The organism is Mycolicibacterium mageritense (genome assembly GCF_010727475.1).
GTDB classification, from domain to species: domain Bacteria; phylum Actinomycetota; class Actinomycetes; order Mycobacteriales; family Mycobacteriaceae; genus Mycobacterium; species Mycobacterium mageritense.
Genome location: NZ_AP022567.1, coordinates 1,801,003 through 1,817,087 on the forward strand (window position 1 = coordinate 1,801,003; position 16,085 = coordinate 1,817,087).

Genomic DNA, 16,085 nt, shown 5'->3' on the forward strand with positions numbered 1-16,085 from the left:
GCAGACCCAGCCACGGACGGCACACTACGCGGGGACACCTACGTGCGCGGGGTTATCGGGGACGGCTGTTGCTGAGTGATGCAGTGGATGCCGCCGCCACGTTCGAAGAGCGGCCGCGCATCGACCGTGACGACGGTCCGGCCCGGGTACTGCTCGGCCAGGATCGCGACCGCGTCGGCATCGTGCGGGTCGTCGAAGCTGCACGCGATCACGCCGCCGTTGACGACGAGGTGGTTGATGTAGCTGTAGTCGACGTAGCCCTCGGCGTCGGTGAGGGTCGCGGGCGCGGGCAGCTCGACGATGTCGAAACGCCCGTCGAGAGCGGCCCGAATCTCCTTGCACACCACGTTGTCCGGATGAGACTCGGCGGCCTGCGTGTGCAGCAGCAGCCGGCCCGGGGACGTGAACGCAGCCACGATGTCGACGTGCCCCCGGGTGCCGAACCGCTCGCTGTCACGGACCAGCCCGCGGGGCAGCCACACCACGTCGGTCGCGCCGATGGTGCGCGCCAGCTCGGCTTCCACCTCGGCTTTCGCGATACCGGGATTGCGGCCGGGATCGAGTTGCACCGTCTCGGTCACCAGCACGGTGCCCTGCCCGTCGACCTGAATGCCGCCACCCTCGTTGACCAGTGCCGAATCCACCACCGGGACGCCGGCCAGCCGCGCCACCGTGGCGCCGATCTTCTCGTCGCGGTCCCAGCGGGCCCAGTCCTGGGCGCCCCAGCCGTTGAACGTCCAGTCCACGGCGGCCACCGAACCGTCGGCCGCGTGCACGAACGTCGGCCCGATGTCGCGCATCCAGGCGTCGTCGAGAGGTGCCTCGACGATCTCGATGTCCTGTGACACATACCTTTTCGCGATGGCGAGTTCGACAGGGTCGACGAGCATGGTCACGGGCTCGAATTGCGCGACAGCGTGCGCGACCGCAGCCCACGTCGAGCGGGCTTCATGGCGCGCGGCCTCGGTGTCGCCGAGGGAGTAGCCCTCGCACGGGAACGCCATCCACACCCGATCCTGGGCGACGCCCTCGGCGGGCATCAGGTACTGCATCCAGCACTCCTAAAACGAATAGATTTCGTTTATTGTGTGATACGGGCCACGATGTTGTAAAGAGTTCTGGAGAGAATTCGGAGCACGTTCCAGGGGGGTATGTATGGGGAGACCACCGGTCCCGATCCTGTCCATCGATCGGATCGCCAGTGCAGCAATGGATCTGGTCACCACAACAGGCGGATTCACCATCCCCGAGCTGGCGCGCAAGCTCAAGGTCAGCCCGTCGTCGCTGTACAACCATGTGTCCGGACGGGAACAGATCGTCGAACTCCTGCGCGAGCGCGCGATGTCCGAGGTCGCCCTGCCCGACACCGACACCGAGCGCCCGTGGGCCGAGGTCGTCGCCGACATCATGCGGTCCTACCGGCGTAGCTTCGCCCGCTACCCCCGGCTCATCCCCCTGTTGACCGCGTACGCCGTCAACAGCAGCCACGCCTTCAGGATGTACAACGCGCTGGCCGTCACCCTGGCCCGAGCCGGCTTCGACGCGGCCGACACGCTGCGGATCATCACGTTGTTCGACAACTACGTGCTCGGCTCGGCACTGGACCTCGCCGCCCCGGAAGAACCGTGGGAGTCGGGCACCGAAGTCGGCCAGGAACTGGCCGCTGCGCTGGCCACCGGCACCACACAGCCTGCGCGCGCCGACGACGCATTCGAATTCGGTTTGGCCGTGGTGCTGCGCGGGCTGGGCGAACCGGTTGCGTGAACCATATTCTGCTCCAGTGGATGACGACGCCCTGCTCGGCCAGCTTCAAACCGACCTGATCGCGATCCAATCGGTGGCACTGGCGGGCGGCCCCGACCTGTCCAGGCCCGTGCCGACCTGTCCCGGCTGGACCGTCGCAGACCTGCTCGCACACCTGTGGGTGATCCAGGGCTGGGTTCGGGAGATTCTGCGCACCCGCGAGGTTGCCGAGGAGCGCCGACCCGACGACGACCTGTCCCGGGCGGTCGCCGACTTCATCGACGGCATATCGAGCTACCTGATCGCGATGCGCGCCATCACCCCCGACGAGCCGTGCTGGAACTTCGGCCCGCCACCACGGCTGGCCGGATTCTGGATCCGCCGCCAGGCGCACGAACACGCCGTGCACCGCTTCGATCTCGAGTCCGTGTTCGGCGCCACACCGGCTTTCGCTCCGGCGTTCGCGGCCGACGGCGTCGATGAGCTCTTGACGGTGTTCTATCCGCGCCAAGTGAGGCTGGGCCGGACCGAACCGGTCGGCGACGCCATCCGGTTCGAATCCACCGACACGGGCGACGCATGGCACCTCGGCGACGGCGAACCAGCCGCCACCGTCACGGCTGACGCCAACACGCTGTACCTGGGCCTGTGGAAACGCGTTGACCTGATAGCGAATTCACGCATCGAGGGCGAGCCCGACGCGGTGCAGAGCGCGCTCAGCCTCGCCCTGACGCCTTAACCGCAGCGGTTACGGAAGTCGACCGACGGCTGGCGGATGCCCTGCAGTTCGTCCCGCACCTGAGGATTGCCGTCCAGATACGTCCGCACCTGATCACGGATCTGATCCTTGGGCTGCCCCTTGAGCGACGTGAAGAACGCATTCACGTCGGGGTGGGTGAACAGGTACGCCGACGTCGACGCACTGACCCCGGCCATGACGCCGGCCAGATCGGCGGCCGTGCAGTTCGGCTCGTCGGCGGCGGCAGTCGCAACGCTTCCGGCCAACAGCGACAAGCTGATTGCTCCGGTGGCGATCACACGGGAAAACATCGTGGCTCCTTGTTCGAAGTTGAGTCGAAGTTGAACTGTCTACCGGCCCGGGCGGCCCGGGCGACCCCAGTCGATGTCCCCGCCCCCGATGATGATGTCGAGACCACCTCCCTGGCAGTACCAGTCGTATTCGCAGGGATACGGCACATACGGTCCGGCGGTCGGCGGCTCCGGACCACCACCACGCACCGTGCCCTGAGCACACACCGTGGAGCCACCGGCATTGACGCACTCGGCCGCGGCGGGCGGGGCCGTGCTCACGGCGAACGGGATGGCCAGTCCCAGCAAGCCGAACAATGACAAGCGCCTGATCATGTGTAAAACGATATTCTCGGCCCCGCAAAATTATGCGTTAACGACAATAGTGGCACCGCAGACTTTGCATTCGCAGTGATCACAACCGTTCTCGGGGGACCGGCGGCTGGCTACCGTGGCGCGCGTGAACGAGGACTGGCTGGCCGTGATCGTCGGCCTGGCACTGCTGGCACTGGTACTGGTCGGCGCGATCCCCGGCAGCGTGATCCCGTGACCGAAACCGAGGAACAGCAACGGTCGTCGGGGGTCGGCTACGCCGTCGCCGGGGTCGTCGTCGTCATCGTCCTCGGCGCCGCGACGCGATTCCTGGAAGCCCAGGTACCGCAGTGGGCCGCAGGTACACCTTTCGCCAAAGTCGCGAAGTCGATCGAATTCCCGGTCTACGCAATCGCTCTGGGCCTGATCGGCAACGCCGTCCTGACCAAACTGGCCGTGCGCGACGCGCTGTCGAACGGCTTCCGCACCGAGTTCTTCATCAAAACCGGCCTGGTGCTGCTCGGCGCATCCATCAATCTCAAGGTGCTCGTGACCGCGGCGGGACCGGCAATCATCCAGGCCCTGCTGCTGATCTCGATCGTGTTCGGCTTCACGTGGTGGCTCGGCGGCAAACTGGGACTGGAGGACAAGCTACGCGCGCTGCTGGCGTCGGCCGTCTCGATCTGCGGAGTCAGCGCCGCGATCGCCGCGGCAGGCGCCGTGCAGGCCAAGAAGGAACAGCTGGCGTACGCGGCGTCACTGGTCATCGCGTTCGCACTGCCTTCGATCTTCCTGTTGCCGTGGCTGGCCGACGTGTTCGGGCTGTCCGACGCGGTGGCGGGCGCGTGGATCGGCGGCAACATCGACACCACCGCCGCGGTCGCGGCATCCGGCGCGATCGCAGGCGAGCAGGCCTTGCAGATCGCGACGATCGTCAAGACCACCCAGAACGCCCTCATCGGCATCGTCGCGATCGCGCTCACGGCTTACTTCGCACTGAAAGTCGAGCGCAAGAGCGCCGCCGACGCGCGCCCGTCCGTTCGCGAATTCTGGGACCGGTTCCCGAAATTCGTGCTCGGCTTCATCGCCGCGTCGATCATCGGGACGCTGTATCTGCAGTACGCCGGCAAAGCGGGCACCCCGGCCATCGCGACCGTCAACGACCTGCGCACCTGGTTCCTCATCTTCGCGTTCGTCTCGATCGGCCTGGAGTTCTCCCTGAAGGGCCTGCGCGAGGCGGGCTGGCGGCCGGTCGCGGTGTTCGCGTCGGCAACAGTGGTCAACATCGTGGTGGCGCTCGGACTCGCCGCCGTACTGTTCGGCAACTTCACCATCGGGTAACAGTTAACAGTTACCCTGGCTAAGTGCCGACAACCGTGTCCCGGCGTGGATTCCTGGCGATCACCGCCGGGATGGCGCTGGTCGCCGCATGCAGCTCGGAAAAGCCGGGAGAGGTCGCCAAGGACGGGTCGGTCACCATCCGGCACGTGTTCGGCGAGACCAAGATCCCCGGCCCACCACAACGCGTCGTGAGCGCGGGCTTCACCGAGCAGGACGATCTCCTGGCGCTCGGGGTCGTGCCGGTCGCGGTCACCGAATGGTTCGGTGGTGAACCGTTCGCGGTGTGGCCGTGGGCGCAGCCCAGACTCGCGGGGGCGCAGCCCGCGGTGCTGAGCCTGGCCGACGGCATCCAGATCGATCCGATCGCCGCACTCAAACCCGACCTCATCGTCGCCACCAACGCGGGCCTCGACGCCGACACCTACGCCAAGCTGTCGGAGATCGCGCCCACCGTGGCGCAATCCGGACAGGACGCCTTCTTCGAGCCCTGGCGCGATCAGGCCAGGGTCATCGGCCAGGCTGTGTTCAAGAACGACGAGATGACCGGTCTGATCACCGGTGTCGACGACAAGTTCAAGGCGGCCGCGACCAACAACCCGCAGTTCTCCGGGAGGAAAGCCCTGCTGCTGTCCGGCACGCTGTTCCGCGACAGCGTGCAGACCAGAACGGGGTGGCGCACCGAATTCCTGACACAACTCGGTTTCACCGTTCCCGATGCGCCCGCGCTGATCCCGCGCGATCAGATGGCGTCGGTGCTCGACGGCGCCGACGTGCTGATCTGGACCACCGAGAGCGACGAGGAACGCGACCGGCTGCTGGCCGACCCGGCCATCGCGCAACTGCGCGCGACCACGACCAACCGCAACGTGTTCACCACCAAGGAACTCGCAGGCGCCATCGCGTTCGCGTCGCCGCTGTCCTACCCGGTGGTCGCCGATCAACTGCCACCGCTGCTGGCCCGCGCACTCTCCTGACAAAATGACCGGGTGACAGACACCCAGGAGCACGAGCACCGCGGCACCGCGACGGTCGGCTCGGCCTACTATCCGATCCTGGTCGCGGTTTTCACGGCCTTGGTGATCATCTCGAACGTCACCGCGACCAAAGGGGTCGCCTTCGGCCCCATCATCACCGACGGCGGCTTCATCGTCTTCCCGCTCACGTACGTGATCGGTGATGTGCTCTCGGAGGTGTACGGGTTCAAGGCCGCACGCCGCGCGATCTTCCTCGGGTTTGCGATGAACATCTTGGCGGCGTTCATGTTCTGGGTGACCGTGTATCTGCCCGCCGCGGATTTCTACACCAATCAGGCTCACTTCGAGAACATCGTGCACGCCTACACGCAGTTGATCGTGGCCGGCCTGGCCGGGTTCATCGTCGGGCAGACCATCAACGCGTGGGTCGTGGTGGCGATCAAGGAACGCACCAAGGAGAAGCACCTGTGGGCGCGCCTGGTCGGCTCCACGTTCGCCGGTCAGTTGGGCGACACCCTGGTGTTCTGTGCCATCGCGGCCAGCGCGATCGGGATCAGCACGTTCCGCGATTTCGTCGTCTACACGGCGCTGGGCTGGTTCTACAAGACCGCGGTCGAGGTCGTCATGCTGCCGATCACTTACCGCGTCATCGCCATCATCAAGCGTCGCGAACCCACATATCAGCTCGCGGTTTGAGGCTTCGGTAAGGCAGCTCTGGCAAGGCTCATAAACCTCGGGCGTTCTTAGCTACTCGCGGGTAGTTTCGGGGCATGAGTGTGGCATCAGATGTCATGGACAGGAGCCTGGTACCGGGCGTGGTCCATGAATACGGAGATCAGGCGCTGCTGCTCGAATTCGACAGCACCGCCGAAGTTTTGGCATGGACAGAGACACTGCGCTCGGCCGATCTGCTCGGCGTGGTCGACATCGTCCCGGCGTCGCGTACGGTCCTGATCAAGCTCGCGGGGCCGCGCTATCAGGCACCCACCCGGCAACGGCTCGGCAAGCTGCGGGTGGCGCCTGAGGCGGTCCCGACCGAACCCGCAGGCGGCAGGGTCGACGTGACCATCGACGTGGTCTACGACGGTGCCGACCTGCACGAGGTCGCCGAGCGCACGGGGCTCAGCCCGGCGCAGGTCGTCGCGGCGCACACCGGCACCCCCTGGCGGGTCGGATTCGGTGGATTCGCACCGGGTTTCGCCTACCTGGTGGGCGGCGACGAACGCCTGCGGGTGCCGCGCCGGGCCGAACCGCGCACGAGTGTCCCCGCCGGGGCCGTGGCGCTGGCCGGTGAGTTCAGCGGCATCTATCCACGGCAGTCCCCGGGCGGCTGGCAGTTGATCGGGCACACCGACGCCGTGATGTTCGACGTCGAGCGCGAAAAACCCGCACTTCTCACCCCCGGCATGTGGGTGCAGTTCCGAGCGATCGGCTAGGAGGGCTCCGATGACCACCACTCTGGAAGTTCTGCGCACCGGCCCGTTGGCGCTGCTCGAGGATCTCGGCAGAGCCGGCATGGCGCATCTCGGTGTGACCCGCTCCGGCGCCGCCGACCGCCGGTCACACACCCTGGCCAACCGCCTGGTGGCCAATCCTGGCGAGCACGCCACCATCGAGGTGACGTTCGGTGGGTTCTCCGCGCGCGTGTGCGGCGGCGACGTCGCCATCGCCGTCACGGGCGCCGACACCGACCCGGCTGTCAACGGAATTCCATTCGGCACCAACAGCATCCATCACGTACGTGACGGTGAGGTGATATCGCTGGGCGCCCCGCACTCCGGGCTGCGCAGCTACCTGGCGGTCCGCGGCGGCATCGACGTCGAGCCGGTGCTGGGCTCCCGCAGCTACGACGTGATGTCGGCGATCGGCCCGACCCCGCTGCAACCGGGCGACATCCTGCCGGTCGGTGAGCACACCGACGAGTTCCCCGAACTCGAGCAGGCGCCGGTCGCGGCGATCACCGACGACATCGTGGAGCTGCAGGTGGTGCCCGGGCCACGGGATGACTGGTTCGTCGACCCAGACGTGCTGATCCGGACCAACTGGCTGGTGACCAACCGCAGCGACAGGGTCGGCATGCGCCTGGTGGGCATGCCGCTGGACTACCGCTGGCCGGACCGGCAACTGCCCAGTGAAGGCGCGACCCGCGGGGCAATCCAGATCCCGCCCAACGGTTTTCCGGTGATCCTCGGGCCTGACCATCCGGTCACCGGCGGATATCCGGTGATCGGCGTCGTCACCGACGAGGACATCGACAAACTGGGCCAGGTGCGCCCCGGACAGACCGTCCGGTTGCACTGGGCACATCCGCGCCGCCCGTTCGACTGAACCTGCCGCGGTCCGCGAATTCGACGAAACGGTCGTCCACCTGCGCCCGGGGCAGCCTTTTCGTCGAATTCGACGGTGCGATCGCCATCGGCGCACTGCGCTGGTAGAAACATGGTGTGTTAACGCAGGATCTCAGTGCTGCCCGCGTCCGGGAGATCCACACCGCACGACTGGTCCACACGTCCGATCTCGACCAGGAGACCCGTGAGGGCGCGCGGCGCATGGTCATCGAGGCGTTCGGTGGCGACTTCACCGATGCCGACTGGGAGCACGCACTCGGCGGCATGCACGCGTTGATCTGTCATCACGGAGCGCTCATCGCGCACGCCGCGGTGGTGCAGCGCCGGCTGCTCTACCGCGACACCGCGCTGCGCTGCGGGTACGTCGAAGGCGTGGCGGTCCGGGAGGATTGGCGCGGCCAGGGCCTGGGCACCGCGGTCATGGACGCCGTCGAACAGGTGCTGCGCGGTGCCTATCAGCTCGGTGCGCTCAGCGCGTCCGACGAGGGCAGGCACATGTACACCGCGCGGGGCTGGCTGGCCTGGCAGGGCCCGACGTCGGTGCTCAAGCCGGCCGGGGTGACGCGCACGCCCGACGACGACCGGTCGCTGTTCGTGCTGCCGATAGGCGTGGAACTGGACACCACGGCCGAGATCACGTGCGACTGGCGCGACGGAGACGTCTGGTAACCACCGTGGTAACGGAGGCTCACACGCCACCGGCCGAAGAGGTGAGCGGAATTTCACGGCCGGGTCATCGCGGGCAGCCTTTGGGCAATAAACGCTTTCTAGCGTTGCGCGCATGCCGAATCGCATCACGAACTGGGATCCCGAAGACACGGTGGCCTGGGAAGCCGGAAACAAGTTCATCGCGCGTCGCAACCTGATCTGGTCCGTGTTCGCCGAACACGTAGGCTTCTCCATCTGGTCGATCTGGTCGGTGATGGTGCTGTTCATGCCGGAGTCGGTGTACGGCTTCTCGGCCGGGGACAAGTTCCTGCTCGGCGCCACCGCCACCCTGGTCGGCGCCTGCCTGCGTATCCCGTACACGCTGGCCACGGCGACCTTCGGGGGCCGCAACTGGACCGTGTTCTCGGCCTTCGTGCTCCTGATCCCCACGATCGGCACCATGGTGCTGCTGGCCAATCCGGGCCTGCCGCTGTGGCCGTACCTGGTGTGTGCGGCGCTGGCCGGCTTCGGCGGCGGCAACTTCGCGTCGTCGATGACCAACATCAACGCGTTCTACCCACAGCGGCTCAAGGGCTGGGCCCTCGGCCTCAACGCGGGCGGTGGCAACATCGGCGTGCCGATGATCCAGTTGGTGGGTCTGCTGGTGATCGCCACGGCGGGCAACCGTGCGCCGTACTGGGTGTGTGCGATCTACCTGGTGGCGCTGGCCGTCGCAGGTATCGGCGCTGCGCTCTACATGGACAACCTCGAGCAGCACAAGATCGACCTCGGTGCCATGAAAGCGATTCTCGCCCAACGTGATACCTGGGTGATCTCGCTGCTCTACATCGGCACCTTCGGCTCGTTCATCGGCTTCGCGTTCGCATTCGGCCAGGTGCTGCAGATCAACTTCGCCGCGGGCGGGCAGAGCCCGGCGCAGGCCTCGCTGCACGCCGCGCAGATCGCCTTCATCGGACCGCTGCTCGGATCGCTGTCCCGCGTCTACGGCGGCAAGCTCGCCGACCGCATCGGCGGCGGACGTGTCACGCTCGCGGTGTTCGGCGGCATGATCTTGGCCGCGGGACTGTTGGTGGCGATCAGCGTCTTCGACGATCACAGCGCGGGCGCGGCGACCGGCCTGATGATGGGCGGCTACGTCGTCGGGTTCATCGCGCTGTTCCTGCTCAGCGGGCTCGGCAACGGCTCGGTGTACAAGATGATCCCGTCGATCTTCGAGGCGCGTAGCCACTCGCTGCAGGTCAGCGAGGAGGAGCGGCAGCGGTGGTCGCTGTCGATGTCAGGCGCCCTGATCGGATTCGCCGGCGCCGTCGGTGCGCTGGGCGGCGTGGGCATCAACCTGGCCCTGCGCCAGTCCTACCTGTCCAGCGGGTCTGCCACCACCGCGTTCTGGATCTTCCTGGCCTTCTACATCCTGGCTTCGGCCGTGACCTGGTTCCGCTACGTCAGGCGGCCGGCTGCGACCGGCGTCACAGTCGCACCCGCCGACCGACACGCCTCGGCAATGGCTGGGTAATCCAGTGGAAACACGCCCTGCGTTCACTGAGAACATGAGTGAGCCTGACTGGGCACCGCTCACCGGGTTCCGGGTGGCGGTGACCTCCTCCCGACGCGCCGATGAGCTCAGCGCGCTGCTGACCCGCCGCGGCGCCACGGTGACCAGCGCTGCCGCGATCACCATGGTGCCGCTGCCCGACGACGACGAGCTGCGGGCTCACACCGCGTCGCTGATCGACCTGCCGCCCGACATCGTGGTCGCCACCACCGGCATCGGCTTCCGCGGCTGGATCGCCGCCGCCGACGGCTGGGGTCTGGCAGCCGAGTTGACCAGCGCACTGGGCAGGGCCCGGGTGGTGTCGCGCGGCCCCAAGGCCACCGGGGCACTGCGCGCGGCAGGGTTACCCGAGGAATGGTCGCCCGAGTCCGAATCGTCGCGCGAGGTACTGCGCTATCTGGTCGAGGGCGGCGTGGCCGGCCGCCGCATCGCCGTTCAGCTGCACGGCGCCACCGACGAGTGGGATCCTTTCCCCGAGTTCCTCGATGAGCTGCGCGCGGCCGGGGCCGACGTGGTGCCCATCCGGGTGTACCGCTGGCATCCCGCGCCGCGCGACGGCGAGTTCGATCAGCTCGTCACCGGCATAGCCGAACGTCGTTTCGACGCAGTCAGTTTCACGTCCGCACCGGCCGTGGCATCGGTGCTCATGCGGGCCACCGAACTGGGGATCGCCGATGCGGTGTTGTCGGCGATGCGGACCGACGTGCACGCGATGTGCGTCGGCCCGGTCACGGCCCGTCCGCTCGTGCGGCTCGGCGTGCCGACGTCGTCGCCCGAACGTATGCGGTTGGGCGCGCTGGCCCGGCACATCACCGACGAGCTGCCGCTGCTGCAGGCCCGCACCGTTCGGGTGGCCGGCCACGTGCTGGAGATCCGCGGCACGTGTGTCATGGTCGACGGCGTCGTCAAGTCCCTGTCGCCTGCCGCGATGGCGACCATTCGCGCGTTGTCCAACCGGCCTGGCGCGGTGGTGTCCCGGTTCGATCTGCTCGGTGCGCTGCCGGGCAGCGGCACCGACACCCACGCCGTCGAGACCGCGGTACTGCGGCTGCGAACGGCGCTGGGCGACAAGAACATCGTGTCGACAGTGGTCAAACGGGGTTACCGGCTCGCGGTCGACGAGCCAATTGGCGCCGGCGGCGATTTGGCGCACGCGTTATGAGTCTCGTCCTCGTCGCGCACGGCACCCGCAAGCCCGGAGGCGTCGCCATGATCGGAGACCTCGCCGACCGGGTGTCGCACCTGCTCGGCCGCACTGTCCACGTGTCGTTCGTCGACGTCGTCGGGCCGACCCCCAGCGAGGTGATCGCGGGCCTGCCGACCGATGCGCCCGTCGTCGTGGTGCCCGCATTTCTCGCCAGCGGTTATCACGTTCGGGCCGACGTGCCTGCCCATGTGGCCGCGAGCGGACACCCGGCCGTCACGGTCACCGCACCGTTGGGACCGTGTCACGGCACCGTCCGGGTGCTGGCCGACCGGCTGCGCGAATCCGGCTGGCGACCAGGAGATTCCGTCATCCTCGCGGCAGCAGGGACGTCGGACCCCGGCGCCCAGTCCGACCTGCGCCGCACTGCGGCGCTGCTGTCAGCTGTGACCGGCGATCGCGTAGAACTGGCCTATGCCGCCACCGGCTCCCCCGGTGTTGCCGATGCCGTCGCCACGCAACGCCGCCGCGGCAACCGCCGCATAGCTGTGGCGTCCTACCTGCTTGCCGACGGACTCTTCCAGGATCGGCTGCGTGATTCCGGTGCCGACCTCGTCAGCGCCCCGCTGGGCACGCACAGCGGCATGGTGCGGCTGATAGCGAACCGCTTCCGCCGCGCCGGCGTGCTGAGCCTTCCTGCCGCGGCGTGAGGCCCGTACCGCCGACAGCCTGCGCGCCACGTGCGGCGCGCAGCACCCCGCCAGCACCAGCGCCACGCCCGCGCCGCCGACCGACGCCGCAACGGTGCGTCGCTCGGTGATCAGCGCCGTGCACTGCGCGGTGTAATCGCTCACCACGTACGCCGGCCCGGCCAGTGTGGCCTGGTCCAGATTGAGCTGGTCCTGCTTCGCCGCAACCTCATAACTCGGGCGAAGCCCGTTGCCACAGGGAATCGGTGCACCGGCACGGTCCACCGCATTCAGTCCCATCGGCATGGCAGCCGCGATCAGCGCGCCGAGCACGGCCGACGCGCCGAGCAGATTCACTATCGAACGCCCAAACATTGATGCAATCCCCTCCGAGAGGCTCACCCCGAAAGCGATACTAGCCGCGTCCAGCGAACTTTTCTAGTTAGCTGGGCACCTAGTGGGCTACCCCACCGCAGCAGTTCAACCACCGTTCACCTTTGCGGCGCGATGGATCAAAACGGTTTGTACGCTGGACGTTGACCTTGGTAAGCTCCCCCGCTGGCATTCCAGCAGGTCGCGATGAGCAGATTTGCCGATCTGTACTCAGCTATCGTTGGTGCATCGACAGATCGTGGTACGTGGGGAAGTACGGATAAATGGTAACGGCACAGGTAACGACGCTGCGCGACGCCGCATGTGCGAACGGTGACGGCCGTCGTGCCAGCAACTGACCCCACGCCGGCCGAGCGGTTACGGCAACGGTTGCTCGGTGCGCTGGAAGGTTGCCGAGGGTCGATGACCACCGCGCAACTCCGTGATCACGTCCACGAACGTTTCCGGGAACCCGTCGTCATCGAGGCGGTGTACCGCAATCTGACGGTGCTCGAACGCCGCGGCGACGTGCGCCGCTGCAAACAGCCCGGGCGCGACGCGCACTGGACGCTGGACAGCTGAGCAAGGGCAGGTCCGGTCAGCGCGAACCGGTGCACCGCGCGGTCGTGTCCGTTGGCGGGAGCGGCGCATCTGCCTGCCAATAACTGGCCGTACGTTCGGCTGTCTGGTTGTCTCGGCCGGTGTAGTCCTGTTCCAGACGCTGTGGCGAGCGTGCAGCTTTTCGGGTGAGATCCGTGAAAACCGGCCTGAAAAGCTGCACACTCGCCACAGTATTCAGAAGACATCATGCCGGAGCCTTCAGATAATGGTGTCGCCGATCACCACCAGGGACGACGCGACGTTGCGGCCATCGGAGCCGGCACGCCCAATCGATTCGCGCACGTAACGCTCGTTGCACTGCCTGGTGCTAGCCGGCGATCTGAACGAAACCGTCAGGCGTGAGCCGGGTCCGGTAGACGGGTACCGACACCGCGGGGTCGTCGAGGCAGCTGCCGTCGTCCAACGCGAACGCCTGCTTCTTGATCGGCGACTGGACGACCGCCCGGCCACCACGGTCACCGACGATGCCACGCGAGAGCACCGCCGCACCGGAAAACGGGTCGATGTTGCCGATCGCATGCAGCGAGCCGTCGTCGAGGCGGAAGAGCGCGGCCTGCGAACCGTCGGGCAGCAGGACGGCCGCCCCGCGGCACGGCATCAGAAAATCGAACCGGCATGCCGTGGTCCACTCGTGCGACGTCGGTGCGTCGATGCCTTGGTGATCGTCGAGCAGTGTCATTTCGCCTCCTGGACGACGGTGGGCATCCCCAGCGCGGTGACCGGCACCTTGCGCCCAGCCCGGTCGGTGAACGCCACGGTGGGATCGGCGACATCGGGTGCGTTGACGAACGACACGAACCGCGCGAGCTTGTCGGGATCCTCCAGGACGCCCTTCCATTCGCACGCGTAACCGTCGACGTGGCGTAGCATCGCTGCCTCGAATTCGGCTGCCAGACCCAAAGAGTCGTTGCACACCACGTCACGCAGGTGATCCAGCCCGCCGTCGAGGCTCTCCAGCCACGGCGCGGTGCGCTGCAACCGGTCGGCGGTACGGATGTAGAACATCAGGAACCGGTCGATGTAGCGGATCAGCGTCTCATCGTCGAGGTCACCGGCCAGCAGCTGGGCGTGCTTGGGCGTCATACCACCGTTGCCGCACACGTAGAGGTTCCAGCCGGTTTCGGTGGCGATGACGCCGACGTCCTTGCCGCGGGCCTCGGCGCATTCCCTGGCACAGCCCGAGACACCCATCTTGAGTTTGTGCGGCGAGCGCAGGCCGCGGTAGCGCAGCTCGAGGTTGATGGCCATCTGAACCGAGTCCTGCTGGCCGTACCGGCACCAGTCACTGCCCACGCAACTCTTCACGGTGCGCAGCGACTTCCCGTATGCCTGACCGGATTCCATGCCGCCCTCGACCAGCCTGCGCCAGATCTCGGGCAGCTGTTCCACCCGAGCACCGAACATGTCGATGCGCTGACCGCCGGTGATCTTGGTGTACAGGTCGAAGTCCCTGGCGATCTCGCCGATGAGGATCAGCTGCTCGGGCGTGATGTCGCCGCCGGGCACCCGGGGCACCACCGAGTAGCTGCCGTTGCGCTGAATGTTGGCCAGGAAGTGATCGTTGGAATCCTGCAGTGAGGCCTGCTCGCCCTCCAGGATGTGGTCCGAGCTGGTGGACGCCAAGATGGAGGCAACCGTGGGTTTGCAGATGTCGCAACCCTTTCCGGTGCCGAACTGCTCGATCAGACCGGAGAACGTGCGGATCTCGGTGGCGCTGATGATCTCGAACAGCTCAGCCCGCGACTGGCTGAAGTGCTCGCACAGTGCCTTGGACTGCTCGACGCCCTCGGCCTCGAGCAGCTGCTTGAGCAGCGGCACACACGACCCACACGAGGTGCCCGCCAGCGTGCACTTCTTCAGGCCGGGAACATCGGTGCAGCCTCCGCAGATCGCTTCCTTGAGATCACCTTTGGTGACGTTGTTGCACGAGCAGATCTGTGCGATGTCGGGTAGCGCGCCCACGCCCAGCCCGGACGACTCACCGTCGGTCGCGGGGGCGATCAACGCCAACGGGTCGCCGGGCAGTTCACTTGCCACCATGGGCCGCAGCACGCCGTAGGACGAGGCGTCGCCGACCAGAATGCCGCCGAGCAGGGTCTTGGCATCGTCGGACAGCACCAGTTTGGCGTAGGTCTGCTTGACCGGGTCGTTGACCACGACCTCCAGGCAGTTCGGCGTAAGCCCTTTCGCGTCACCGAAACTTGCGACGTCGACGCCGAGCAGCTTGAGCTTGGTCGACATGTCCGCGCCGGGGAACTCGGCCGCGCCGCCGAGCAGGCGGTCGGCCACCACCTCCGCGGTGGTGTATCCCGGAGCCACCAGGCCGTAGCAGCGGCCCTCGATGGCGGCCACCTCGCCGATCGCATAGATGTTGGGATCGCTTGTCACACAAGTCAGATCGGTGAGCACACCGCCACGCTGCGCCATGTCCAGACCGGCGTCACGGGCCAACTCATCGCGCGGACGCACGCCGGCGGCGAAGATCACCACTCCGGCGTCGATCGCGGTGCCGTCGTTGAGTGACACTCGCAGCGAGTCGTCGATCGCGGAGCGCCGCAGCGGCTTGTGCTTCTGCGCAGGCTGGATGCTCTCGGTGCTGACCGCGGTGTGCACCTCGATGCCGAGGCCCCGCATCATGCGGTTCAGCAGCACGCCGCCGGCCTCGTCGAGCTGAGCCGCCATCAGGTGCGGTGACATCTCCAGAACGTGTGTGCTCAACCCGAACTGCCGCAACGCGTTTGCCGCTTCCAGGCCGAGCAGACCACCACCGATCACCACGCCGACCGGCGACTTCGAGCCCAACGCGGTCTGGGCGCTCGCGCGGATGGCGTCAAGGTCGTCCAGTGTGCGGTAGACATGGCAGCCGGGCAGGTCGCGCCCCGGCACGGGCGGCACGAAGGCGTACGACCCGGTGGCGAGTACCAACGTGTCGTAGGCAAAGGTCTCGCCGGCCGCGGTGCGCACGGTACGTGCGTCCCGGTCGATCTCGACGACCGCGCTGCCCAGCCTCAGGTCGACCAGGTCATCGCCCGCGTAGTCGTTACCCGGCAGCGCCACCTGCGCGCGGTCCCAGTGCTCGGTGTACGCGGTGAGCCCGACGCGGTCGTAGGCCGCGTCGGCCTCCTCGGCGAGGATCGTGACCCGCCACTCGCCTGCGGTGTCCCTGGCCCGCAACGCCTCGACAAAGCGGTGCCCCACCATGCCGTGACCGACGACCACGACGCTTCGTGTTCCAGACATGCCCCGAGGTTAGGAAGCCGATATTGCCGAAATGTCGCACTGTGTGAAGCG

Annotated in this window: 17 protein-coding genes; 12 read left to right on the forward strand and 5 right to left on the reverse strand. The window is 67.1% G+C overall.

The annotated features are described in order from the left end of the window. Positions 1 to 38: 38 nt before the first annotated feature. On the reverse strand, positions 39 to 1,052 hold the full coding sequence (locus tag G6N67_RS08735; protein ID WP_036432871.1) for an agmatine deiminase family protein: 1,014 nt from the start codon (positions 1,050 to 1,052) through the stop codon (positions 39 to 41). 103 nt (positions 1,053 to 1,155) lie between these two features. Between G6N67_RS08735 and G6N67_RS08740 the strand changes: the two genes are divergently transcribed. Together G6N67_RS08740 and G6N67_RS08745 are read left to right on the forward strand one after the other, a co-directional pair. Further along, positions 1,156 to 1,764, forward strand: a complete 609-nt coding sequence (locus tag G6N67_RS08740; protein ID WP_036432869.1) for a TetR/AcrR family transcriptional regulator — start codon at positions 1,156 to 1,158, stop codon at positions 1,762 to 1,764. Between the two features lie 16 nt (positions 1,765 to 1,780). Beyond that, entirely contained in the window at positions 1,781 to 2,482 is a 702-nt protein-coding gene (locus G6N67_RS08745; RefSeq protein ID WP_036432867.1) for a maleylpyruvate isomerase family mycothiol-dependent enzyme, read from the forward strand. Here G6N67_RS08745 and G6N67_RS08750 read toward each other — a convergent pair. Beyond that, positions 2,479 to 2,793, reverse strand: coding sequence for a heme-binding protein (locus tag G6N67_RS08750; RefSeq protein WP_036432865.1), 315 nt, complete (start codon positions 2,791 to 2,793; stop codon positions 2,479 to 2,481). The two genes, G6N67_RS08745 and G6N67_RS08750, sit on opposite strands and share 4 nt — an antisense overlap. A 39-nt stretch (positions 2,794 to 2,832) precedes the next feature. Continuing rightward, positions 2,833 to 3,108 carry a hypothetical protein gene (locus G6N67_RS08755; RefSeq protein WP_051578719.1) on the reverse strand — a complete coding sequence of 92 codons (276 nt, stop codon included), beginning with the start codon at positions 3,106 to 3,108 and terminating at the stop codon, positions 2,833 to 2,835. A 210-nt stretch (positions 3,109 to 3,318) separates the two neighbouring features. Here G6N67_RS08755 and G6N67_RS08760 point away from each other — a divergent pair, with 210 nt between their 5' ends. The 10 genes from G6N67_RS08760 to G6N67_RS08805 all read left to right on the forward strand — a co-directional run bounded on the left by G6N67_RS08760 (position 3,319) and on the right by G6N67_RS08805 (position 12,755). Continuing rightward, complete coding sequence (locus tag G6N67_RS08760; protein ID WP_036432864.1) at positions 3,319 to 4,425, forward strand: YeiH family protein; 1,107 nt, start codon at positions 3,319 to 3,321, stop codon at positions 4,423 to 4,425. A gap of 23 nt (positions 4,426 to 4,448) precedes the next feature. Next, complete coding sequence (locus G6N67_RS08765) at positions 4,449 to 5,399, forward strand: ABC transporter substrate-binding protein (RefSeq protein WP_036432862.1); 951 nt, start codon at positions 4,449 to 4,451, stop codon at positions 5,397 to 5,399. A gap of 12 nt (positions 5,400 to 5,411) precedes the next feature. Then, the gene (locus G6N67_RS08770) at positions 5,412 to 6,095 is read left to right on the forward strand and encodes a queuosine precursor transporter (RefSeq protein WP_036432860.1); all 684 of its coding nucleotides are present in this window, start codon (positions 5,412 to 5,414) and stop codon (positions 6,093 to 6,095) included. 74 nt (positions 6,096 to 6,169) lie between these two features. Continuing rightward, on the forward strand, positions 6,170 to 6,835 hold the full coding sequence (locus G6N67_RS08775; protein ID WP_036432857.1) for a 5-oxoprolinase subunit B family protein: 666 nt from the start codon (positions 6,170 to 6,172) through the stop codon (positions 6,833 to 6,835). A 10-nt stretch (positions 6,836 to 6,845) separates the two neighbouring features. Continuing rightward, positions 6,846 to 7,727, forward strand: a complete 882-nt coding sequence (locus tag G6N67_RS08780; protein WP_036432855.1) for a 5-oxoprolinase/urea amidolyase family protein — start codon at positions 6,846 to 6,848, stop codon at positions 7,725 to 7,727. A gap of 116 nt (positions 7,728 to 7,843) precedes the next feature. Continuing rightward, positions 7,844 to 8,416 (forward strand): GNAT family N-acetyltransferase, encoded by a 573-nt coding sequence (locus G6N67_RS08785; RefSeq protein WP_063835118.1) that lies wholly within the window; start codon positions 7,844 to 7,846, stop codon positions 8,414 to 8,416. A gap of 112 nt (positions 8,417 to 8,528) precedes the next feature. Continuing rightward, positions 8,529 to 9,929: a nitrate/nitrite transporter gene (locus tag G6N67_RS08790; RefSeq protein WP_036432853.1), complete on the forward strand. Its 1,401-nt coding sequence runs from the start codon at positions 8,529 to 8,531 to the stop codon at positions 9,927 to 9,929. A gap of 34 nt (positions 9,930 to 9,963) precedes the next feature. Further along, a complete protein-coding gene (locus G6N67_RS08795) occupies positions 9,964 to 11,130 on the forward strand; it encodes a uroporphyrinogen-III synthase (RefSeq protein ID WP_036435571.1) in 1,167 nt (388 codons plus the stop codon). Next, positions 11,127 to 11,822 (forward strand): sirohydrochlorin chelatase, encoded by a 696-nt coding sequence (locus G6N67_RS08800; RefSeq protein ID WP_036432851.1) that lies wholly within the window; start codon positions 11,127 to 11,129, stop codon positions 11,820 to 11,822. The genes G6N67_RS08795 and G6N67_RS08800 overlap by 4 nt, the downstream gene beginning before the upstream one ends. A 696-nt stretch (positions 11,823 to 12,518) precedes the next feature. Next, positions 12,519 to 12,755, forward strand: a complete 237-nt coding sequence (locus tag G6N67_RS08805) for a Fur family transcriptional regulator (protein ID WP_036435570.1) — start codon at positions 12,519 to 12,521, stop codon at positions 12,753 to 12,755. 346 nt (positions 12,756 to 13,101) lie between these two features. Here G6N67_RS08805 and nirD read toward each other — a convergent pair whose 3' ends face one another. After that, positions 13,102 to 13,473 carry a nitrite reductase small subunit NirD gene (gene nirD / locus G6N67_RS08810; protein ID WP_036432850.1) on the reverse strand — a complete coding sequence of 124 codons (372 nt, stop codon included), beginning with the start codon at positions 13,471 to 13,473 and terminating at the stop codon, positions 13,102 to 13,104. Beyond that, entirely contained in the window at positions 13,470 to 16,034 is a 2,565-nt protein-coding gene (gene nirB, locus G6N67_RS08815; protein WP_036432847.1) for a nitrite reductase large subunit NirB, read from the reverse strand. The genes nirD and nirB overlap by 4 nt, the downstream gene beginning before the upstream one ends. Positions 16,035 to 16,085 lie beyond the last annotated feature (51 nt).